This window comes from Azospirillum mesophilum (assembly GCF_053470405.2).
Map to the genome: position 1 here is coordinate 73,303 of NZ_JBPXMQ020000008.1, position 24,386 is coordinate 97,688.

Annotated in this window: 7 protein-coding genes (1 of these 7 running past the window's edge); all 7 read left to right on the forward strand. The window is 71.9% G+C overall.

Features of this window, described 5'->3' with window-relative positions; translation table 11 throughout:
• On the forward strand, positions 1–7,323 hold the 3' end of the coding sequence (locus ACSVC7_RS10710) for an Ig-like domain-containing protein (RefSeq protein ID WP_483508265.1). It extends 38,946 nt beyond the left edge of the window; only the last 7,323 of its 46,269 coding nucleotides appear in the window; its start codon lies beyond the left edge, outside the window; it ends in the stop codon at positions 7,321–7,323.
• Between the two features lie 7,854 nt (positions 7,324–15,177).
• On the forward strand, positions 15,178–15,492 hold the full coding sequence (locus ACSVC7_RS10715; protein WP_448204287.1) for a DUF3467 domain-containing protein: 315 nt from the start codon (positions 15,178–15,180) through the stop codon (positions 15,490–15,492).
• 206 nt (positions 15,493–15,698) lie between these two features.
• Positions 15,699–17,342 carry a TolC family protein gene (locus ACSVC7_RS10720; RefSeq protein ID WP_448204286.1) on the forward strand — a complete coding sequence of 548 codons (1,644 nt, stop codon included), beginning with the start codon at positions 15,699–15,701 and terminating at the stop codon, positions 17,340–17,342.
• Positions 17,343–17,347: 5 nt separating this feature from the next.
• Positions 17,348–18,169, forward strand: coding sequence for an efflux RND transporter periplasmic adaptor subunit (locus tag ACSVC7_RS10725; RefSeq protein ID WP_448204285.1), 822 nt, complete (start codon positions 17,348–17,350; stop codon positions 18,167–18,169).
• A 167-nt stretch (positions 18,170–18,336) separates the two neighbouring features.
• Positions 18,337–20,490: a site-2 protease family protein gene (locus tag ACSVC7_RS10730; RefSeq protein ID WP_448204284.1), complete on the forward strand. Its 2,154-nt coding sequence runs from the start codon at positions 18,337–18,339 to the stop codon at positions 20,488–20,490.
• Positions 20,490–22,532, forward strand: a complete 2,043-nt coding sequence (locus tag ACSVC7_RS10735; protein ID WP_448204283.1) for a preprotein translocase subunit SecA — start codon at positions 20,490–20,492, stop codon at positions 22,530–22,532. The genes ACSVC7_RS10730 and ACSVC7_RS10735 overlap by 1 nt, the downstream gene beginning before the upstream one ends.
• A gap of 9 nt (positions 22,533–22,541) precedes the next feature.
• Positions 22,542–24,383, forward strand: coding sequence for a GAF domain-containing protein (locus tag ACSVC7_RS10740; protein WP_448204282.1), 1,842 nt, complete (start codon positions 22,542–22,544; stop codon positions 24,381–24,383).
• The last annotated feature ends 3 nt before the right edge of the window (positions 24,384–24,386 follow it).

Below are 24,386 nucleotides of genomic sequence, written 5' to 3' on the forward strand. Positions count from 1 at the left end.
ACCGCCGGGGTGGGGGCGACCGCGGTCACCCTGTCCTTCACCGACAAGGAGGGTGCGACCCAGACCCGGACCGCCACGCTGATGCCCGCGTCGGGCGGGCAGAGCTGGTCGGTGACGCTGGACGCGGCCACGCTCGCCCTGTTGCCGCAGGGATCGGCCATCCTGACTGTGACGGCGGCAAACGGCACGACCGTCGCCTCGCTGTCCCGCACCCTGACGGTGAAGACCGCCGTCCCGGCGGCCCCGACCGCCCTCGCGCTGACCGACGCCACCAATGGAACGGTGTCCAGCGACCGCCCGACCGTGACTGGCACGGCCGCCGCCGGCAGCACGGTCCGCCTGTACGACGCGAACAGCGCGGCGCTGCTCGCCTCCGTCGTCGCGAACGGCTCCGGCGCCTGGAGCGTCGCCGAGGGTGACTGGCTGCGCCATCTGCCGGTCGGCGCCGGCGCGCTGGTCGCCGTGGCGGTCGACGCCGACGGCAACGCCAGCCAGCCCTCGGCCACGCTCGCCGTCACCGTTCTGGGGGCGCCCGCCGCGAGCCCGGTCATCGTCGGGATCGCCGACGACACCGGCCGCCCGGACGACGGCGTGACGAGCGCCCTGCGCCCGCCCCTGCGCGGCACCGCCGATCCGGGCTCGGTCGTCAGCGTCCATCTGGACGGCGATACGACCGCCATCGGCACGGCAACGGCCGACGCCGACGGGCTGTGGCAGTTCACCTTTGCGTCCGACCTTGCGGCCGGCGCACACACGGTGACCGCCGTCGCCGCCGGCAACGACATCCCGTCCGCCGCCTTCGCCCTGACCATCCAGACCACCGCCGAGACGCCCGCGATCACCATGGCTGGTGGCGTGGGGGCTGGCGGCGTGACCGCCGACGCCACGCCGGCGCTCGCCGGCACGGCGGCGGCCGGCGCCCGCTTGGAGGTCTTCGACGGAACCCTGCGTCTGGGCGACACGACCGCCGACGCCAACGGCGCCTGGAGTTTCACCCCGGCCACGGCCCTGTCCGACGGCGCCCACGCCTTCCATGTCCGCGCGACCGACGGCGCCGGCAATGTCAGCGCCGACTCCGCGGCGGTGACGCTGACCGTCATGACCGGCGGACCCGGCGTCAGCTTCGCCAAGGTGACCGGCGACGACCTGATCATCGTGTCGGAGAAGCAGACCGGCGTGACCCTGACCGGCGGCGTGGACAGCGGCGCCACCGTCACCATCGGCGTGCCGGGTGCCAAGCGCGCCGCCACCGTGACCGGCAACCGCTGGGCCTACACGTTGACCGACGCCGACTTCCTGGCGCTGGGCATCGGGGCGGGCAAGACCATCACGGTCACCGCGACCGACGCGGCCGGCAACGTGACGACCGTCTCGCGCGCCATCGACCTGCGGACCAACGCCATCGCCGCGCCGGGCACGCCGCGCGTCAGCGCGTCCGACAGCAGCAAGCTCGACATCGCGCCGGGCACCGGCGGGGCCATCTTCAACAGCGAGACGCGCCTCGCCGCCGGCAGCCTGACGGTCACCTCCGCCTCCACAATCGACCTGCGGACGGAGGTCGGCCGCGCTGTCCTGCGCAGCACGTCGGTCGGCACCGTGACCAGCACGACGGCGGCCGGGCCGAACACCGATCCGCGCACGGCGGACTTCCTGACGCAGTGGTCGGGCACGGGCATCGTGCTGGACAACAGCGGCGACCTGCGCGTCAGCGCCAGCCTGAACGGCGGCCTGATGAAGGTCTCCACCGGCGGCACGCTGACGCTGGATCAGGTCCGCTTCGCCACCAATCTGTCCGGAAACACCATGGTGTTCCGCGCCGGCCAGGGCGGCGTGCTGATCGACCAGATCGACGCGCAGAGCCTGGGCGACGTGAAGATCTTCACGGCCGGCGATGTGAAGGAGGTCACGGACGACAGCTCGCTCGACCTGTTCAACATCCCGCAGAATGTCTGGCCGACGGGTGTGTACGCCGCCGGGTCCGGCACGCTGACCAGCTTCGTCAGCACGCTCTACGGTCTCGACACGTCCAAGGCCGTGGATGTGACGGCGCGGACCTTCACCGCCTATGCCAGGAACCGGGGTCTGGAGACGACGGGGCTGGAGTTCTCGCAATCCCTGCTGAACGGGCTCAGCAGCTCGGCCGGCAGCGGCTACCGCGCGACCAACGCCTTCGTCGGTTGGGCGCCGACGCTGACCATCACCGGCGTCAACGGCGACTACGACCTCGCCGGCTACTTCGAAGGGCCGGTCTCCGTCACCGGCGTCACCGGGCGCCTGAACGTGGTCGGTGTCACCACCGACACGGGCGGCCTGACGCTGGGCGGCGACCGCATCAGCGTCACCGGCACGGCGTCGGCCGCCACCACCCTGACCGCCACCGCCGGCACGTCGGTGGTGCTGGGCACCGGGGCGGCGCTGGAATCGCGCAACGCCGGCGCTGTGACCGTCACGGCCGGCAGCGGCGGGCTGGTCATGGGCGACCGCGCGACCATCGCGACCGGCGGCACCGTCACGCTGACCACCACCAACGGCGGCGTCATCGCGCTCGGCCGCGTCAGCGGAGGCAACGTCACCATCACCGCCGCCGGCGCCATCACCGACAACGACAGCAGCACGGTGGGCGGCACCGAAATCGACAACGTCACGGCCACCGGCACCCTGTCGGTCACCGGCGCCAGCCTGGGCACCGGCTCGTCCGACCTGGACTTCTCCGCCGCCACGGTCGGCCTTCTGCGCGCCATGGCGGGCAGCCTGTTCGTCAACCTGGACCGCGTCGGCAACCAGACCGTGACGGTCGCCAGCGCCCGGGCGGAGGGGGCGGGCTCCGACCTGAACCTGACAGTCATGGGCGGCGGCATCGTCCTGACCTCGGCGGACGCGACCGGCAACGTCCGCGTCCGCGTGGACGGCGGCCTCCTGCCGACCGCCATCACGGTCCGCGACATCGCCGCCGGGACCGGGCTCGACCTCGGCAGCACCAGCGGCGCCATCGTGCAGCAGGCGTCCGGCGTCATCACCAGTGGCGGCACGGCGCGCGCCTGGGCGCGCGACGGCGCCACGGTCTGGGACATCACGCTGGATCAGGGGAACAACGACCTCGACGTGCTGTCCGCCGACGGCAAGGCCGTCACGATCCGCGACCGCGACGGGCTCGATCTCGCCGGAATCGCGGCGACGGGTGACTTCGCGCTGAACGCGGGCGGGTCCATCACCGACAGCGCCGCCCTGACCATCGCGGGCACCACGACCATCGTCGCGACGAACGGCGGGACGGTGGTGCTCGACCACGCGGCGAACGACTTCACCGGGGCCGTGAGCGTCACAGCGGCGGGCGTCACGCTGGCCGACCTGAACGCTCTGCTGTTCGGGACCATCAACGCGGGGACTCTGTCCGCAACGGCCGGCGGTTCCATCGCGCAGGCTATTGGCTCGGCCCTGACCATCGCCGGGGCGACCACGCTGCGTGCGGGAGCGTCGAGTGACATCACGCTCGACCGGGCCGGCAACGACTTCGGCGGAGCCCTGTCGATCAGCCGGGCGCGCAACGCCACGCTGGTCGACGCGAGCGCGCTCGACCTCGGCGCCACGACTCTGTCCGGAAACCTGACGGTGACCGTGGGCGGGGCGCTGACCGACAGCGGCGTGCTGAGCGTCACCGGGACGACCACCATCACCGCCGGCGGTAACGACGTGACGCTGGACGGTGCCGACGACTTCGGGACGGTGGCGGTTCTCTCCGCTCGCAATGTGCGCTTGAACGACACCGGCGCCATCGTGCTGGGCGGCATGACGCTGTCCGGCGGCCTGACGCTGACCACCGGCGGCGCCGTCACCCAGGCGGCGGGCAGCGCGCTTCTCATCGACGGTGTCGGCGCCACCACAAGCATTCTCTCCCAGACGGGCAGCGGTGCGGCGGCCCAGCGCTACGCGGTCACGCTGACCAACGCCGGCAACGACTTCCGCACGCTGGTCGTGACCGGCGACACGGTGGCGATCCTCGACCGGGATGACCTCGTAGCGACGGTCGGCGCCGACCGCAACGCCACCCTGACGACCACGGCCGGCGCCCTGACGCTGGCCGGGCTGACGGTCGGGGGCGATCTGGTCCTGAACGCGGGCGGCGTGTTGACCGACACCGGCGCCCTTCTGGTGACCGGCGTGACCACCATCACCGCCGGCGGCAACGACGCGACGCTGGACGAGGCCGGCAACCGCTTCGGCGGGACGGTCACCCTCGTCTCCGGCCGCGACGTGACGCTGCGCGCCGCGACGGGCCTGACCGTCGCCGGTCAGACCAGCCGCGACCTGACCCTGACGGCGGGCGGCGCGCTGACGCTCGGCACGACCACCATCGGCGGGGCGCTGACCATCAACGCGGGCGGGGACGTGACCGACGGCGGTGCGGTCACCGTCGCGGGCACGACCAGCATCACGGCCGCCGGCCATGACGTGGTTCTGGACGCGGCGAACGACTTCGGCGGGGCGGTGTCCGTCGCCTCGGCCCGCTTCGTCACGCTGAACGACGTGAACGCGCTGGTGCTCGGCACCATGGCGGTCGGCGGCAACCTGACACTGCGGACCGGCGGAGCGCTGACCGGCAGTGGCACGCTGACCATCGCCGGCACGACCAGCATCGCGGCCGGCAACAACGACGTGACGCTGACCGCCGCCGGCAACCGCTTCACGGGCGAGGTGACGCTCGTCTCCGCCCGCGACGCGATCCTGCGGGACTCCGGCGCCCTGGGTCTGTCCGCCACGACCGTTCGCAACCTGACGCTGACGGCGGGCGGGGTGCTGACTCTCGGCACCATCACGGTGACGGGCGCGCTCGGCGCCACCACCGCCGACGCGGCGATCCGCCAGACGGGCGCCCTGACCGTCGCCGGCACGACGACGCTGAGCGCCGGTCAGGGCGACGTGACGCTGACCGGCGCCAACCGCCTGGGCGGCGCCGTCGGGATCACCGCGCGCACCGTTGTTCTGACCAACGCCGGCGCGCTGCTGCTCGGCAACGTCACCGCCGGCGGCGACGTGACGCTGACCGCATCGGAGGTTGTGACCCAGGCGGCGGGCACCGCCGTTCTGGTCAACGGTGCGGGCAGGACCCTGCGCGTCAAGGCGCTGGCCGGCGACGGTACGGCGCAGGACGTGACGCTGGGCAACAGCGGCAACGATTTCACCGCCGTGGTGATCGACGCGGCCCGCGACGCGACGCTGCGCGACGTGAACGGCCTGACCCTGTCTGGCGCCACCGGGCGCAACCTGACGGTGAATGCGGGCGGAGCCCTGACGTTGGGCGGCCTCGTGATCGGCGGCAGCCTCAGCCTCGCCACCACGGCGGGCGGCATTGCCGACACCGACGCGCTGGTCGTCACCGGCGACACCACCCTGGCGTCCGGCGCCAGCGCCATCGTGCTGGACAACGCCAACCGCTTCGGCGGCCGGGTGAGCATCGCCGGGGCCGGCGACGTGACCCTGGTGAACGGCGACGCGCTGCTGCTCGGCAACATCCTGGCGAGCGGCAACGTCGCCCTGACCACGGGCGGCGCCATCATGCAGGCGGACGGCACGACCATCGTCACCGACGGTGCGGGCAAGACCCTGACGCTGACCGCGCAGGCGGGCAGCGGCGGCAGCCTGCGGCGCTTCGCGGTCACGCTGGACAACGCCGGTAACGACTTCGCGGCGGTGCAGGTGGTGGGTGCGGACGCGGTGACGCTGCGCGACCTCGACGGACTGGCGCTGGCCGGCGCTGTCGCGCGCGGCCTGACGGTCACCGCCGGTGGCGCCGTCGCGCTCGGCACGCTGACGGTCGGCGGCGACCTGAGTCTGACCGTGACGGGTGACGTCACCGACAGCGGCGTGCTGACCATCGCGGGCGACACCCGTGTGGCCGGCGCGAACATCCTGCTCGACAGCGCCAACAGCTTCGCCGGCAGCGTCACCGTCACGGGCAGCGCCGCGCTGACGCTGGTCAGCGCCGGGGCCTTGCGGCTGGGCGGCGTCAGCGCGACCGGCAACGTCACGCTGACCGCGACCGGCGCCATCACCCAGACGGCGGGCTCCGGCATCGTCGCGAACGGGGCCGGAACGGTCACCCGCCTGACGGCGAGCGGCCAGGACGTAACGCTCAATGGCGCGGGCAACGACTTCGCATCGGTGGTGATCGACGCCCGGAGTCTGACTCTGGCCGACCGCAACGGTCTGGCCCTGTCCGGCGCGGTCACGGGTGGGCTGATGGTCACCGCCGGTGGCGCGCTGACCCTCGGCGCGCTGACGGTCGGCGGCTCCGCCGCGCTGACGGCGGGCGGTGCGGTGACGCAGACGGCGGGCACGGCGATCATCGCCAACGCGGCGGGCCAGACCGTCGCGATCAACGCGGGCCGCAACGCGGTGACCCTGGCGAACGCCGGCAATGATTTCGAGACGCTGAGTGTGGTCGGTGGCGCGGGGGGGGGGGGGGGGGGGGGGGGGGGGGGGGGGGGGGGGGGGGGGGGGGGGGGGGTAGGGGGGGNTGTTCGGTGGCGTGCTTTCCCTGCGCGACCCCAACGCCCTGACGCTCGGCCGCGTCGATGCCACCGGCGCGGTGACCTTGCAGACCGGCGGAAGCCTGACCGCGACCGCCGCCCTGGACGGGCAGTCCTTCGCGATCACGACCGGCGGCGATCTGGTGATGGCCGGCGGCGTGGTGGCGACCGCCAGCGGCGGCATGGCGCTGACCGTCGGCGGCGACGCGCGGATCGGCCGCCTGATCGCCGGTTCCGGGCCGGTGACCCTCGCCGTGACCGGCGCTCTGCTGAGCCAGCCGGGCGTGGCGGGCGACGCTGTGACGACCGGTGGCGACCTGACCCTCGGCGCGGCGCGCGTCGGTGCCGACGGTGCGGCCTTCGCGGTCCGCGCCGGGCGCATCGTCTCGGCGACCGCCACGGCGGGCGACCTGTTCCTGGCCGTCGCCAACGGCACGGCCGTGGCGCTCGACTCCCTGACGGTGAGCCAGGGTGCCGCCGCGCTGACCATGGCCGGCGCCGGGCTGACGCTCGGCACCACCGCCGTTCGCGACGGGCTGGCCGTCCGGGTGACCGGCGGCGGGCTGGCGTTGACCGGCGACGTTGTGGCGCAGGGCATCGTCCTGTCCGCGGCGGGCGGCGGGATCGCCATGTCCGGCATCTCCGTTATCCGCAGCACGGCCACGGGCACCGACCTCGCGTCGGGCGTCAGCCTGGAGGCCACCGGCGCCATCGCGCTCGGCCGGATCGAGGCCGGGGCGGCGGAGATCCGCGTGGTCACCTCCGGCGGCGCGCTGACCGACGTGCGCGGCGATGAGTCCGCCAACATCGTCACGACCGGCCGCGTCACGCTGGCCGCCGGCAGCGGCGACCTGACGGTCACCCTGCGTGGCAGCTCTGCCGACGACGGAGCGGCCACCGCCGGCGACATTGACGTGGTGGCGGGCAGCATCGGTGGGCTCTCCGCCGCCGGCGACCTGACCGTGGTGGGCTGCGGGGCCGTCAGTGCGGCGGATCTGGTCATCGGCGGCCTGTCGGCGGGCCGGGATCTGGCCCTTGCCACGGCGTCTGTCTTCCTCGGCACCGTCCGTCTCGGCGGCGCCTCGGCCATCGGGCGCGACGCGCGGATCACGCTGGGCAGCGGCGGCCTCGTCATGGACAGCGCGGCGAGCCTCACCGCCGGCCGCAACCTGGACCTGACGACGGCGGGCGACGCCGCCCTGTCGCGCCTGAGTGCTGCGGGCACCCTGACCATCGCCGCCGCCGGCCGGACCCTGACCGACGCCCGGACGGAAGCGGCGGGCGCCGCGCAGGAGGCCAACATCGTGGCCGGCACGCTGGCGATCACGGCCGCCCGCCTGGGCAGTGCCGCGGACGCGCTGGACCTCGACGCCGCGACCATCGCCGGCCTGACCATCGGTGGGGACGCCTGGGTCGGCATCGCAACGGCCGCTCCGGCGGGTGCGGTCCGGCCGACCGTCACGCTCGACACCGCGACCATCGGCGGCGCGCTGCGCCTGACGGTGGCGGAGGCCGACCTCGCCCTGCGGACCAGCCTGACGGCGACCTCGGTCGACGCGAACGCGCTGGTCGGCCGCTTCGACATGGCGGGCACGGCCACGCTGGCCTCCACCGGCGCCATCGCGCTGGCGGGCAACGCCGGGCTGGGCATCGGGCGCGTCGTCGGCGACGCCGCGCGCGGCACCGCCCAGGTCATCACCCTGACCAGCGCCGCCGGTGCCATCACCGACAGCAGCGCCGACGAGGCGGTGGAGAACGTCGTGTCGAAGGGCACGCTGGTCCTGGCCGCCCGCTCCGTCGGCTCCATGGGCGACGGCGACCTGGATGTGGCGGTGGCGGCGGTCGGCAGCGTCCGGACGGACAGCGGCTCGGCCTACATCACCTTCTCGCTGGACCCGATCATCACGGGCATCTCCGTGTCGGGCGCGCTGGTCATGGACGTCGCGACGGAGGACCTGATCCTCCAGGGCACGATCAACGCGGGGTCGGTCCAGGTGACCATCCGCAACGGCCGCTTCGTCCAGCAGGCCGGGTCGGTGCTGCTGTCGCAGGGCGGCGTGTCGGTCACCGCGTCGGGCGACATCGACCTGACCCGCATCGAGGCGCGCGACGGCAACATCCTCCTGAGCTCCGGCGGCGACATCCGCAACACGCTGGGCGGAGAGGGAACGAACCTCGTCGTGGCGAACGGCGCGCTGACCCTGTCGGCGGTGCACGTCGGTTCCGCCGCGACGGCGCTGGTCGTCGACACGCCGGCCATCGCGCGGGTGGAGGCAAGCGCCGTCGGAACCGGGGAGACCGGCTTCACCATCGTCTCCGCGCGCGGCGTGTCCATCGGCTCGCTGAGCGCGCTGGCCGAGGCCCGCTTCACGCAGGCCAGCGGCGACGTGACCATGACCGGCGCGTCGGAATTGACCAGCCTGACCCTCACCGTCGCGCAGGGCGCCTTCACCCAGGCCGAGAAGTCGCGCCTGACGCTGGATGGTGACCTGCGGCTGACGGCGTCGGGCGACGTGACGCTGGCCTCCGTCACCAGCTACGGCGGAAACGTCACGGTCGTCGGCGGTGGCGCCATCCTGGACGGCACGGCCAGCCCGGCGGAGGGCGCGCTCATCACCACCGTCGCGGACGGCGGCTGGGTCGACCTGTCGGCCCGCCGCATCGGGACGAGCGTCACGGACGGCGACATCGACCTGGCGACCAGGACCGTCCGCCGCGCCGTGGCGACGGAGGGCGACCTGCGCCTCGGCCTCGCCGCCGGCACGACGGTGCAGACCGCCAGCGCCGGTGGCGCCGCAGTTCTGACCGCCGCCAGCGGAGACCTGACGCTGGACGGCCGCCTGTCGGCGATGACCGTTCAGGTCGGGGTCGATCGCGGCTCCCTGATCATGACCGGCAACGCCGCCATCGCGGCGACCAGCGGAACGCAGCTGACCACCGGCCGCGACATGGTGCTGGGCACCGTCGATTTCGGCGCCGGCACGCTGGCCCTGACGGCCGGCGGCGCGGTGACGAACGGCAACGCCTCCGCCGCCGCGAACCTGACCGGCAGCGGCGCCCTGACGCTGACCGCCGGCCAGATCGGGCGGGAAGACCGGGCGCTGGTTCTCGACGCGCGGCGGATCGACAGCCTGACCACGACGGCGGGCGGCGCGTGGCTGTCGGCAACGACGCGGACGGGCTTCGACGCGTTCGAACTCGGCACGGTCGGCACCGGCGCGAACGGCTTTGCCCTGACGCTCGCGACCGGTGGCCTGTCGCTGTCCGGCGCCGTGACCGGCAAGAGCGCCACGCTGCGGGTCGCCCAGGGCGCCCTGGCGATGGGCGCCGGCTCCAGCCTGTCCATCGTCGGCGACCTGACGCTCGACGCGCGGGACGACATCACCCTGACCCAGATCGCGACGGAGCAGGGGACCATCGCCCTGACCTCGCGTGCCGGGCGGGTGCTGGACGGCACCGCCAACGAGATCGAGAACATCGTCGCCACCGGCGAGACCGCGCGGGTCACCATCGACGCGCGCGGGGTCGGCGGGGCCGGTGCGGGCCAGGACCTGAACGTCGCCATCCGCCTGCTGGACCGGCTGAGCGGCGGCGCCGACGGCGTCTATCTGGCCGCCACGCGCGCGCTGACGCTGGGCACGCTCGCCACCACCGGGCGCGTGCAGGCGGTGGTAGACGACGGCTCGGTCGATGTGGTGACGGGCGGCGCGGTCGGCTCGCTCGACCTGACGGTCCGCCGGGGCGGGCTGGTCATGGCGTCGGAGTCCGATCTGACGGTCAACGGCGACGCGACGCTGAGCGTGCGCGACGACGTGACGCTGAGCCACCTCGTGGTGGCCGGCGGCACCCTGGATCTGGTGTCCAGCGCCGGGCGGGTGATCGACGGCACGCTGGCCGACGGCGCCGACCGCCCGAACATCGCGGTGACCGGCGCCGGCCGCATCCAGCGCATCTCGGCGCTCGCCATCGGCGACCTGACCGACGACGGCGACATCGACATCAGCGCCGCCCGCGTGATCAGCATGGAAGCCACGGCGGGCGGGATGTACGTGAAGCATCTCCGCGGGGTGGAGGCCGACAGCCTGCGCGCCAAGACCACGCTGCGGACGCGGGTCGTCTCCGGCGGGCTGGTCCTGAACGGCATCATGGCCGCGGAGACGGTCACGCTGACCTCCGACAACGGCGACGTGACGCTGAAGGGCGGCAGCGCGCTGACCGCCACCGGTGCGCTGACCATGGTGCTGGGCACGGGCAGTCTCACGGCCTCCGACGCGGCGACCATCGGCGCGGGCGCCGGCCTGTCGCTGACCGTCGGAACGGGCGACGTGCGCCTGGGCAGCGATGCGCGCCTGACCGCGGGCGGCTATCTGACGGCCACCATCGGCACGGGCACGGTGACGGTCTCCGACCGCGCCGCCGTCGGTGCGGGTGGGGCGCTGGCGATGACGGTTGGCACGGGCAGTGTTCGCTTCGCCAACGCTGCCACGATGAGCGCCGGCACCGGCACGCTGGGGCTTTCGGTGACGCGCGGCGACGTGTCCTTCGCGGATGCGGCCAGCTTGACGGCGGGTGGCGCGATGACGCTGACCGCCGGGGACGGCAACGTCTCCTTCGGAAGCGGCGCGACGCTGCGCGCGGCCTCGCTGGACCTGACGGCGAAGACCGGGACGCTCAGCCTCGCCGACACTGCGTCGGCCGTGGTGACCGGCAACCTCACCGCCCAGGTGCAGGGTGCGGTCACGCTGTCCAACGCGGCGGCCCTGCGCGCCGACGGCAAGCTGGTCCTGACCGTGGCGAAGGGCGCGGTCAGCGTCTCCGACCGCGCGTCGGTCACCGCAGGGAAGGATCTGGCGCTGACCGTCGGCACGGGCGACGTCCGGTTCGGGAACGAGGCGCGTCTGACCGCGGGCGGCACCCTCACGGCCACCGTTGGCGCGGGCGCCGTGTCCTTCGCCGACGCGGCCGGCCTGACGGCGGGCGGGGCGATGACGCTGACCGCCGGGGACGGCAAGGTGTCTTTCGGCAGCGGCGCGACGCTGCGCGCGGCCTCGCTGGACCTGTCGGCGAAGACCGGGACGCTTAGCCTCGCCGACACTGCGTCGGCCGTGGTGACCGGCAACCTGACCGCCCAGGTGCAGGGCGCCGTCACCCTGTCCAACGCGGCGGCCCTCCGCGCAGACGGCAAGCTGTTGCTGACCGTGACGAAGGGGGCGGTCAGCGCCTCCGACCGCGCGTCGGTCACCGCAGGGAAGGACTTGGCTCTGACCGTCGGCGCGGGCGACGTGTCCTTCGCGGATGCGGCCAGCCTGACGGCGGGCGGGGCTATGATGCTGGCCGCTGGGGATGGCAACGTTTCCTTCGGCAGTGGCGCGACGCTGCGCGCGGCCTCGCTGGACCTGACGGCGAAGACCGGGACGCTCAGCCTCGCCGACACTGCGTCGGCCGTGGTGACCGGCAACCTCACCGCCCAGGTGCAGGGTGCGGTCACGCTGTCCAACGCGGCGGCCCTGCGCGCCGACGGCAAGCTGGTCCTGACCGTGGCGAAGGGCGCGGTCAGCGTCTCCGACCGTGCGTCGGTCACCGCCGGAAAGGATCTGGCTCTGACCGTCGGTACGGGGGATGTCCGCTTTGGCTCCGACGCCGTCCTGCGGGCCGGCGGCGCCCTAACGGCCTCGGTCGGTGCCGGCTCCGTCCACTTTGCGGAGCGGGCCGGGCTGACGGCGACGCAGACCCTGGTCCTGTCCGTCGGCACGGGCGACGTGTCCTTCGCCGACGCGGCGATCCTGTCGACGGCGGGGGCGATGACGCTGAGCGTCGGCGACGGCAACGTTGGCTTCGGCAGCAAGGCCATGCTGCGCGCCGGCTCGCTCGGCCTGACCACCGGCACCGGGGCGCTGAGCCTCGCCGATGGCGCCAGCGCGGTGGTGACCGGCAACCTGACCGCCACGGTGCAGGGCGCGGTCACGCTGTCCAACGCCGCCGTGCTGCGTGCCGACGGATCGCTGACGATGGCGGTCGCGAAGGGTGCGGTTTCGGTTTCCGACCGTGCGTCGATGAGCGCCGGACAGGATTTGGCCTTCACCGTCGGGGCCGGCGATGTCCGCGTCGGCACTGATGCCGGGCTGAGCGCGGGCGGGTCTCTCGCCGCGTCCGTCGGAACCGGCAGCGTCACGGTGTCCGACCGCGCCGTGGTGAGCGCTGGTCGGGCTCTGACCATGGCGGTCGGCACGGGCAGCGTGCGCTTCGCAAGCGCGGCCACGATGACGGCCGGCAGCGGTCCGCTGGGCCTGACGGTGACGCGCGGCGATGTGTCCTTCGCCGACGCCTCCAGCCTGACGGCGAGCGGCGCGATGACGCTGACCGCCGGGGACGGCAACGTCTCCTTCGGCAGCGGTGCCACGCTGCGGGCGGCCTCGCTGGACCTGACCGCCGGTACGGGCTCGCTGAGCCTCGCCGACGGTTCGACGGCCAAGGTGACGGGCAATCTGGCCGGCAGGGTCCAGGGCGCCGTCACGCTGTCGAACGCCGCCCTGCAGGCCGACGGTTCGCTGGCGCTGTCCGTCGTGAAGGGGGACCTTTCCGTCTCCGATCGCGCGGCCATCAGCGCCGGGACGAATGCCACGCTGACGGTCGGCACCGGTGCCGTTCGCCTCGGCACCAGCGCGCGGGTGACCGCCGGGGGCGACCTGTCCGCCACCATCGGCACCGGGAACGTCCGGCTGGAGGATCGGGCGACGGTCTCCGCCGGCTCCTCCATGGCGCTTTCGGTCGGGGCGGGCGACCTGTCGCTGGCCTCCGGCGCCGCCATGACCGCCCGCAAGCTGTGGCTCGATCTGGCGTCGGGCAACCTCTCCACCGATGGGGAGGTGACGATCACCGCCGCCGATGAGGCCGGCGTGAGCGTGGGCGGCGACATCCGGCTGAACGGCCGGACGACGGTCCTGGTCGGCAACGTCCTCTCCACCCTGCGGGCGAGCGGCACCGTCGCACTGTCCGGCGACGCGGCCATCCTCGTCGGCCGGAGCGCCGGCGTTGCGGTCGGCGGCGACCTCACCCTGTCGGATCGTGCGGCCATAGCCGTCACGGACGCCAACGGCACGCTGTCGGCCCATGTCGTCGGCGACGTCACCCTGCGCGAACAGGCGCGGGTGACCGCGTCCACCGGCGCTGCGGCCATTGCGGTCGAGCGCGGCAGCGTGGTGCTCGGCGACCGGGCGTCGGTGGTTGCCGGGCGGCTCGTGCTGGGCATCGCCCGGGGCGCGCTGACCATGGCCGATGCGGACACCCGCCTGATCGCGTCCGACCGCATCGAGGTGATCGCCGAAGGCGACATCCGGCTCGACCGGGTGGAGGCCACCAACGCGGTCACCATGACCTCGCGCTCGGGGGCCATTCTCGACAACACGGCGGCGGAGGACGAGCTGATCGTTACCGGCACGCTGTCGCTGGCGGCGCGGGACGGGGTGGGGCGCACCGCCGACGACCTGAACGTGAAGGCGGATGTGCTGAACGCCAGTTCGGAGCGCAGCGGCGGCATCAACGTCCGCATGCGCAACGGCTTCCGGGTCGGCGAACGGGGCGTGGTCAACCGGGGCACCGGCGACATCATCCTGTTCAGCCAGGGTCGCATCCTCTACAGCCGCGTCGGCTTCCAGAGCGACCGTGCGGGCGACTTCCCCAGTCAGGTGATCAACGGCCTGCGCCAGGGCACCTACATCACCCAGAACGGGGCGACGGGCTTCCAGATCGGGCTCAGCACCATTCCGGCCGGGGCCGCCGCCTATCTGTCGAACCCGGACCGCCTCCCGAAGGAGATCGCCTCCACCGTCCAGGCGGAACAGGCGAAGCCGGAGGGCGGTGAGACCCCATCGTCGCTGCCGAAGGTCGTCCGCCTCGCCAGCCGCCCGATCCGCATGGCGACCGCGCCGGTGGAGGCCAACGCCGGCTCCATCCTGGAGACGCTGGGCCTTGGCGATGCCGCGGCCGACCGGTCGCTGATACCGGAGGTGAAGGCTCTGCGCGAGGCGGCCCGGCAGGAGACTGCCCGCAAGGACCGTCCGGTCGAGCTTGAGGACATGCTGAACGCGCTGTCGGTTGGCCGGTCCGTCCCGACGATGCCGCACCGCGACGTCATCGAAGGGGCGGACCTGCAACGGTCGCTGACCGAGCTTCTGGGCAGCATCGAGGCGGTCGGGCTGCCGCAGGCCGGAACCCCGGCGAACGATCAGGCCGGGGTCGGGCAGCCGTCCGCAGAGCGTGGCACGGTGGCGCGCCGTCCGGGGGGCGGTGACGATGACCTCGACGCGCCGCTGGTGCCCATGGGCCAGGGGGGAGCGCCGGCCGTGGGCATGCTGATCCCGGCGGCCGAATGACCGGGGAGGGGAGGGGCGTGCGGCCCCTTCCTTTCTGGATGGGAGGGGCGCACTACTCGCCGGAGTTGAGGGCGTTAGTAAAACCTCTCCGGCAATCAAAATGTTACCGAGTTAAAAAGCGAGAAGAAGGTTTTGTTTTGCAGAAAAAGCTGCTAAAAAGCGCGACTATTGATGGAGGTGAGTATTCGTGGCCTAGTCTGTGCTGTGAACATGTCACAACCATTAATGAATCGTAAAATCTGCAACTGAGCTTTCAGGCTTGATCAAGGGACGTGTCCATGAGCGACGTGCGTGAAAACGGTGCCACCGCCGATGTTGAACAGGTCGTCAACGAGACCGAACAGACCGTGCGGGTCCGCTTCGACGACAGCAACATGTCCACCCACTACGCGAACGTTGCCAACGTCGGCATGAGCAAGGACGAGCTGACGCTGCTGTTCGGCACCAACCAGACCTGGGGCAGCATCGGTTCGGAGATCGAGATCAAGCTCTCCAACCGCATCATCATGACCCCGTCGGTCGCGAAGAATCTGGCGGAGACGCTGAAGCGCGTCCTGGCCGAGTATGAAGAAAAGGTCGGCAAGATCGTCTGATACCGCCGAGCGGACGTCCTGACCCGCCCGCGGTCTTTTCCCCAAAGTCTCTTCCTCGTCATGGCCGGGTCAAGCCCGGCCATGACGGATAGGGGTGTGTGGCTTGGAGATTGTTGGGGCATCAGCGCGACGGTCTGACGCGCCGGGTCGGTTTAAAAAGCCAGTCGAGTAGAAAAGGGCCAGCGCAGATGTGGCGCGCATTCCTGATGTCCGTTGTGCTTGGTTCCGGATTGCTGCCCACCCAAGCGCTTGCCGATCCGAAGAAGGACGTTTCCGCCCCTTCGCAGTCCAAGCTGGCGCCGGTTAAGCCGATGAAGGTGGCGACGCCTGCCGCCGGAAAGGGGACGGCCGCTGCGGAGCCACTGACCCTCAAGGGCTTCGTGGACCTGATCTACGGGTCCGACGAAACCATCCTGGTGCAGCGGCTTGAGGAAGAGATCGCCCGCCAGAAGGTGAAGGGGGCCGAGGCGGTCTACGAGCCCTTCTTCAACTCCACCGCCAGCTACGACAGCAGCTACATCCTCAACACCGCCAACGAAATCCTCCAGCGCGCGAATCAGGCGGAGTACCGGTCCAGGGTCGGGCAGGTCAACAACGCCATCGGCGTCAAGGTCCCGACCGGCGCCGATGTCGAGGTGTCCTACAACGTCGCCCGCATCCGCAACAGCCTGCAAAGCACGGTCGGCTCCATCAGCCCGGAATACAAGGCGTATCTGGGGCTGAAGCTGACCCAGCCGCTGCTGCGCGGTGCCGGCCCGGACGCCACCAACAGCTCCATCCGCATCGCGGAATACGAGCGGGAGATGGCGCGCGAGGCCGTCCGGCAGGTCGAGGCGCAACGGCTGGTCGAGGGCATCACCGTCTACTTCAACGTCCAGCGGGCGCAGCAGCGCGTCCGCTTGCGCACCCAGGCGCTGGAGATCTCCCGCCGCCTGATGCAGGAGATGCGGTCGCAGGAACGCAACGGCCTCCGCTCGGCGGGCGAGGCATTGGACGTGGAGGCCACCACCTCCCAGCGGCAGGCGCAGCTTGAGCAGGCGCAGCAGGAGCTGGAAGAGCAGATCAACGAGTTGCAGGCCCGCGTTTCCGCCCGCGCGCGGGAGCAGGGGCGGGGCCTCCGTCCGCGCCACTACACGGCGGCGGACCGGTTGGCGCTCCAGGCCACGCGCGTGCCGCTGCCCGACGGCATCGCCGCCGGGGCGGACATGCCGGAGAACGGGCCGAACGCGCTGCCCCCGGTCTTCACCGACGGGCTGGCGAACCGGCCGGAGAGCAAGGTCATCAAGAACCGCATCGCCCGTGAGAAGACGGACGTGGAATATGCGGAAAACCAAGCGCTTCCGGAACTGAACGTCGTCGCCCGCTACGGCATCGAGGATTTGAACACCGAGGCGCGCTATCGGCCGGTCAACCAGTATTTCGGCGCCAGCAGCATCCCCTATAACAGCTGGACCGTCGGGCTGACCTTCAAGATGGGCCTCTACGGCGACGACAAGAAGAAAAGTGACCTGAACGCCGCCAAGACCCGGCACCAGCAGGCGGAACTGGCGCAGATGGCCTTGCAGCAGCGCATCGTCAACGAGATCGTCAGCAGCGCCACGGTGCTCGACCGCATCCTCGACGTGGTGGACCGCCAGACCGCGACGCTGAACGCGCAGCGCCAGCTCGTCGCGATGGACGAGGGGCTGGTGCGCCAGGGCCGCAAGTCGTCGGTCGACCTGATGAAGCGCCAGCTCGACGCGCTGGCCGCCGAAGAGGCGCTGAGCGACAGCGTCGTGCTGGCCAACCGCGCGAGCCTGATCGCGTCGCAGGCGCAGGGCAAGCTCCTGTCCCGGTTCGACCTGGAGTGACGGCCATGCCGACGTTCCGGATTGCCTTGGGCGTTGCGCTGTCCGCGGCGCTGCTGTGGACGCCGCCGGCCTCCGCCGAGCCGCTTGCCGTCAAGGGCGTGACGCAGTGCCTGAAGGACCTCAGCCTCGGCTTCCCGGTCGCTGGCCGGCTGGCCGAGGTGGCGGTGACCGAGGGCACGGAGGTCAAGGCCGGCACGACGCTCGCCCATCTCGACCTCGTGGCGGAAACGCTGGAGGTGCAGCGGCGCAAGCTGCAATGGGAAAGCAACGCGGAGGTCATCGCCGCCGCCGCCCGCCGGCAGACCACCGAAAAGCAGATGGCCGCCGCAAAGCGCATCTTCGACGCCAGCCAGGGCATCAGCCGCGAGGAGATGGAGAACAAGGCGCTCGCCCACTCCCTCGCCGTCGCCGAGCATGACCGGCTGAAGAACGCCAAGCAGATCGAGAAGCTCGACTACCTCGCCGCCGAGGAAAACCTCGCCCGCCGCACCCTGCGCGCGCCGTCGCCCGGCATCGTCACCAAGCTGGTGAAGAACGTCGGCGAAAGCGTGCAGGCGAACGAGCCGGCGATCAAGATGTGCGACCTGTCGAAGCTGCTGTTCGTCGCCAACGTGCCGGCGGCCTCGCTGGGCACGCTGGCCGCGCGGGACGCGGTGAAGCTTCAGGTGACGGTCGGCGCGGACACGGTGCCGGTGGACGGCAAGGTGCTGTTCGTCTCCCCCGTCGTGGACGCGGCGAGCGGCCTGACCGAGGTGAAGGTCGAACTGCTGCCGTCCGGCGACCGCATCCGCCCCGGCCTCCAGGCAAGGCTGATGCTGGGCAAGTGATACGGAGGTCTTTTTTAAACAATTTCCTGACCGTCATCCCCGCGAAGGCGGGGATCCAGGGCACCCCGACACGTCCCCGCGCTGCCCTGGATCCCCGCTTTCGCGGGGATGACGGGGACGGTGAAGAACCGCGGGGATGAGCGCACGCAGGACGTCGTTTCGCCGCCATGGGCAAGACCTTCTCCGAAAACTGGCACCGCGTGGCGCAGCTGCGCCTCGGCCTGCGTCCGACGGTGATCGTGCGGCTGCACCATTACCGGGGCGAGCCCTGGTACGTGCTGCACGAGCGCATCAGGAACGGCTTCTTCCGGGTCAACCCGGTGACGTGGCGCTTCATCGCCCGGCTGGACGTGAACGCCACGGTGGACGAGGTCTGGCGCAGCGCCATCCAGGACGACCCCGCGGACACGCCCGGCCAGGAGGATGTCTTCCAACTGCTGATGCAGCTCTACGCCAGCAACCTGCTCTACCTGGACGGCAGCGCCGACGAGCGCCGCCTGCTGGAGCGCGGTGAGGCGAAGAAGCGCAAGCCGGTGCTGAACCGCGTCTCCGAATTCATGTTCATGCGCATCCCGCTGCTGGACCCGGAACCGCACCTGCGCGCCGCCCTGCCGTGGTTCCGCGCGGTCCTCAGCGGACCGGGGGCGCTGGTCGCGCTGGTTCTGGTCGGGTGGGGTGTCGCGGAGCTGGTGATGGCCGGCGACCGGGCCTTCTATCAGGCGAAGGACCTGCTCCAGGGGCGGAACGTCCTGCTGCTGTATCTCGCGGTCTTCGTCGCCAAGGGGCTGCACGAACTCGGCCACGCCGCCATGTGCCGGCGCTTCGGCGGGGAGGTGCGGACCATGGGCGTGATGCTGCTGATGTTCACGCCGCTGCCCTACGTGGACGTCAGCGCAAGCTGGGCGCTGCGCAGCCAGTGGCAGAGGGCGGCCATCGGGGCGGCGGGCATGATGGTGGACCTCGTGGTCGCCGCCGTCGCCACCATCGTCTGGTCGCGGTCGCCGCTGGGGCAGGTCAACGACCTTGCCTACAACCTGATGTTCACGACGGCGATCTACACCGTCCTGTTCAATCTGAACCCGCTGATGCGGTTCGACGGCTACTACATCCTGTCCGATCTGGTCGGCATCCCGAACCTGCACGAACAGAGCAAGCAGGCCTTCCGGCGGCTGTTCAACGCCCGTGTCCTGCGCGGGCCGAAGCCGGAGGAGGAGGCCCCGCACCCGCCCGCCGTCATGGCCGGGCTGGTGACCTTCTTCCTCGCCTCCAACGCCTACCGGCTGTTCGTCATGGGCGGCATCGTCTTCTTCATCGCCGACGCCTATTTCGGCGTGGGCCTGATCGTCGCCGTCGCCCTTGGCCTGTCGTCCTTCGTCGTGCCGCTGAAGGAGTATGTGAGAACCGTGCGCGATCCGGTTTTCCGCCACCGGCACCGCGGCTTCCTGCGCCGCGCCGGGGCCGCCGCCGTCCTGCTGATCCTCGCCCTGCTGTTCGTGCCCGCTCCCGACAACCGCGTCCTGCGCGGCGTGGCGGAGGCGGCCGTCCAGACGCCTGTGTTCTCCGAAGCCGGCGGCATGGTGTCGGCGGTCCATGTCCCCTCCGGCACCTGGGTCGAGGCCGGCACGCCGCTGGTCGATCTGGTGAACCCGGAGCTTGAGGCCGAAATCCGCGGCACCGAGGCGCAGGCCGCCCGCGCCGAGCTGATGGCCTCCAAATCCATCGAGGATGGCGCCGTCGATCTGGCCCCCATCGAGGAGCGTCTGCGGACGTTGGCGACCATCAAGGGCACGCTGGTGAAGCAGCAGGCCGCCTTGCAGGTCCGTGCCAGCCAAGCCGGCGTCTGGGTGGCGCCCGAATTGGCCTACAAGACGGGCAACTGGGTCGGGCGGGGCACCGAACTCGGCAAGCTGATCGACGACCGCACGCACGTCTTCCGGGGCGTCATCCGGCAGGAGGCCGGCGTGGTGCTGGTCGATGCCCCGCGTGAGGCGGTGGAGGTCCGGCTGGAGGGCGAACGCGGGCAAACCCTGACCGCGCGCGGCCTGACGCTGGTTCCCTATTCCCGCGACCAGTTGCCCTCGGCGGCACTCGGCCCGGCGGCGGGCGGCGAGGTGCCGGTCACCACCGCCGACCCCACGGGCCGCCAGAGCGTGGAGCCCTACTTCCTGCTGGAAGCCCGCATCGACGACGCGCAGGGGATCGCGGACGGCGCCCGCAACGGGCGGGCCGGCTGGATCCGCGTGCCGCTGCCCTGGCGACCGCTCGCGGAACAGGCCTGGACCTGGACGCAGCAGTTCTTCCAACGACGGTACCGCCTGTGATGACCAGCACCGCCGACGCAACCGGGCTGCGCAGCCTCGCCACGGACGCGGGCGAGCGGGGCGACGTGCCGCCGCTGGCCCGCCTGTTCGTGCTGGACGCCCACCGCGAGAAGCCGCCGCTGCCCTGGCTGGACCGCGCCGGCTACGGCATCGCCGCGCGGGTGCGCCGCGTCACCCACCGCCCGGCCGCCGGCCTGCGCCGCCGCGCGCGGCGCATCCTGACGCTCGCCAAGCCGCTGTTCGACCTGGACGACCACGCCTTGCAGGAACGCCTGCACGCCCTGGCGGACGAGACGCGGGCGGCGCCGGCGAACGCGCCCTCCTACACGGACGCGACCGTGGCCGGCGTCGTCGCGGCGATCCGGCGCGTCACCGGCCTGACCCCGCACCCGGAGCAGGTGATGGGCGCGCTGGCCCTGCTGGACTGCAACATCGCGGAGATGGCGACGGGCGAGGGCAAGACGCTGACCACGGCCCTGGCCGCCGTCACCGCCGCCTGGAACGGCCGGCCCTGCCATGTGGTGACCGCCAACGACTACCTCGCCAAGCGCGACGCGGAGCTGTTCACCGCGCTCTACGCCTATTGCGGGCTCAGCGTCGCCCATGTCGGCGGGGACACGCCGCTGACCAGCCGGGCGGCGGCCTACACCCACGACGTGGTCTACACCACGGCGAAGGAGCTGCTGGGCGACTTCCTGCGCGACCGGCTGGCGTTGGGCGGCCAGCCCTCCCGCGTCGATCTGGCCCTGCGCGCGCTGGGCGCCGGCCGCTCGGCGGAGGGGCAGGTGGTCATGCGCGGCCTTTACCAAGTCATCGTGGACGAGGCCGACAGCGTCCTGATCGACGAGGCGGTGACCCCGCTCATCATCTCAACCCCGCGCCCGGACGGCTCGCTGGACGACGCGGCCAAGGACGCCGTCCGGCTGGCGCGGGAGCTTGAACCGGAGGTGCACTACACGCTCAACCTCTCCCTGCGCCATGTGGAGCTGACCCAGGCCGGCAAGGACCGGCTGGAGGCGCTGACCGGCACCTTCTCCACCTTCTGGCAGAGCCCCGACCGCGCGCAGGAGCTGGTGACCCACGCGCTTCACGCGCTGCACCTGCTGGTGCGCGACCAGCATTACGTGGTCAAGGACGACAAGATCGTGTTGATCGACGAACTGACCGGCCGGCTGGCGGACCAGCGCACGCTGCCGGTGGGGCTTCAGCAGGTGCTCGACGCGGCGGAAGGCGTGCCCGTCTCCCCGCCGACGGAGGTGTCGGCGCGGCTGAGCTTCCAGCGCTTCTTCCGCCTGTTCCCGCGCGTCGGCGGCACCACCGGCACGGCGCGCGAGGCCCGGCCGGAGCTGACCGGCGTCTACCGCCTGCGCACCCTGCCGATCCCGACCCACCGGCCGGTGCGGCGCATCATGCGCGGCACCAAGGTCTTTCGGACGGAGGAGGAGAAGCTGTCGGCCATCGCCCGCGACGCGCTGGCCATGGCGGACTCCGGGCGGGCCGTGCTGGTCGGCATGCGCAGCGTGCGCAGCAGCGAGGCGCTGATGCGCCACGTCGACCTTCTCGACCCGGTGCGGGCGGCGGACATCCGGTTGCTGCACGCCGTCAACCACGCGCAGGAAAGCGCCATCGTGGCGCGGGCCGGGCAGCCGGGGGCGATCACCATCGCGACCAACATGGCCGGGCGCGGCACCGACATCGCGCTGGACCCCGCCGTGAAGGAGCGCGGCGGCCTGCACGTCATCGTCGGGGAACCGAACGACTTCCGCCGCATCGACCGCCAGCTGGTCGGCCGCTGCTCCCGCCAGGGGGACCCCGGTTCGGTGCAGGGCTATGTGTGCTTCGAGGACGACGTGATCCGCCGTTTCCTGCCGCGCTCCCTGGAGGGGCTGTGGCGGCGGCTGCACGGGCTGTCCGGCGCGCTGTCGCGCAGCGCAGCACCCGCCATGCTGCGCACCGCGCAGCTGCGCGCCGAACGATTCAGCTTCCGCCAGCGCCAGACGATTCTGGAGCAGGACATCCAACTCGACAAGGCTGGGTTCTGAGCCATGGACATGCCGCTCTCCGCAACGCCGACGCTGTCGCACCTGCTGGACTTCCAGGGGCCGCCCGGCGCGTTCTGGAAGGACTGGACGCGCACCGCTCTGGCCCGGCTTCACGGCGATCTGGCCGTGCTCTACGTGCGTCCAGCGGGCGGCAATGGTGGTGGCGACGGCGGCCTCTTCACCGGCTGGTCCGTTCTGACCGCCGCCCCACACACCGCCGAGGAACGGCGCGACCGCCTGCCCACCCTGACCGCGACGGTCGGCGAGGAACTGATGCAGGAAGCGCTGGCGGGCCGCGCCGCCTCCGGCCCCGCACGGCAGGGCAACTGGACCGTCTGCCTGATCGCCGTGCGCCCGGAAGCCGGCGAGCATGAGCTGATGCTCTGCGTTCATGTCCCCAACGGGGTGCAGACCGGCCGCGCGCAGCAGTGGCTCGGCCTCCTCGCCCTGGTCCCGCGCTGCTACGAGCTGGGGCGCGACCGCCGCCGGGTGCAGCGGGATTCCGCGCGCTTTTCCGAAATGCTGGAGGTGCTGTGGCGCATCCTGGAGGCGGAAGGCTTCGATCAGGCGGCGCTGGCCTTCGCCAACGAGCTGTGCACCCGCTTCGGCTGCGAGCAGGTGTCGCTGATGTGGACCTCCCGCACCGGGCTGACCCTGCGGGCCGTCAGCCACAGCGAAAAGCTGGAACGCCGCACCGAACTGACCGAACTGCTGGAGGAAGCCGGGCAGGAGGCCGTCAGCCAGTCACGCGAGATCGCGTGGCCTGATGGCGGCAAGGCGGTGACACGGGCGCACCGGGCCTACGCCGACGCCAGCCGGCCGGGGCACCTGCTGACGCTTCCGCTGGTGCTGGGCGACACGTCGCTGGGGGCCGTCGTCTGCGAGCGGCGCGCCGCGAAGTTCAGTCAATCGGAGCAGTGGGCGTTGCGCGTGCTATGCGATCAGGCCGCGCGGCCCCTGCGTGATCTGGAACTGCAACAGCGCCCCCTCTACCGGCGCATGCCGCGCGAAATCGCCCGCAGCGTGCCGAAGCGGCTGACCTGCGCGACGCCCGAGGGCAAGCTGCTCGCCTGGGGGCTGGCGGCGGCGCTGGTCGGCGCGCTGTTCATCCCGCTGCCCTACCGCATCGACGCGGGCGTGACGATCAAGACCGACCGCATGGCCTTCGTCGGCGCGCCATTCGACGGCTACATCGAGTCCAGTTCCGTGACGCTGGGCGACGCGGTGAGGGAAGGCGACCCGCTGTTCCGGCTGGCGACACAGGAGTTGATGCTGGAGCGCGTCGCCAACCTCGCCGACCTCGCCCAGTACAGCCGCGAGGCGGAAAAGCGCATGGCCGCCGGCCAGCTCGTCGAAATGCGCATCGCCGAGGCGCAGGTGGCCCAGACCCAGGCGAAGCTGGATCAGGCCGAATACCGGCTCGCCCACGCCCAGGCGTCGGCCCCCATCGCCGGCATCGTCGTGGACGGCGAGCCCGGAAAGAACATCGGCGGGGCGGTGAAACGGGGTGAGACGGTGGTGAAGATCGCCGCCGTGGACGACCTGTTCGCCGAGATCATGATCGACGAGCGCGACGTGCATCTGGTCGCCCCCGGCCAGACGGCCTCGGTCGCCCTGATCGCCAACCCCAATGGCAACTGGGCGATGGAGGTCAAGCGGGTGATCCCCTCCGCCACCGTCAAGGATGGCACCAACATGTTCCCGGCCCGCGCTGAGCCGACCGGCGGCTATCCCGACTGGTGGCGGCCGGGCATGAGCGGCGTCGCCAAGGTCGATGTCGGCCGGCGCAGCCTGTTCTGGATCGCCACGCACCGCCTGATCGACTACATCCGGATCACCTTCTGGGTGTGAGCC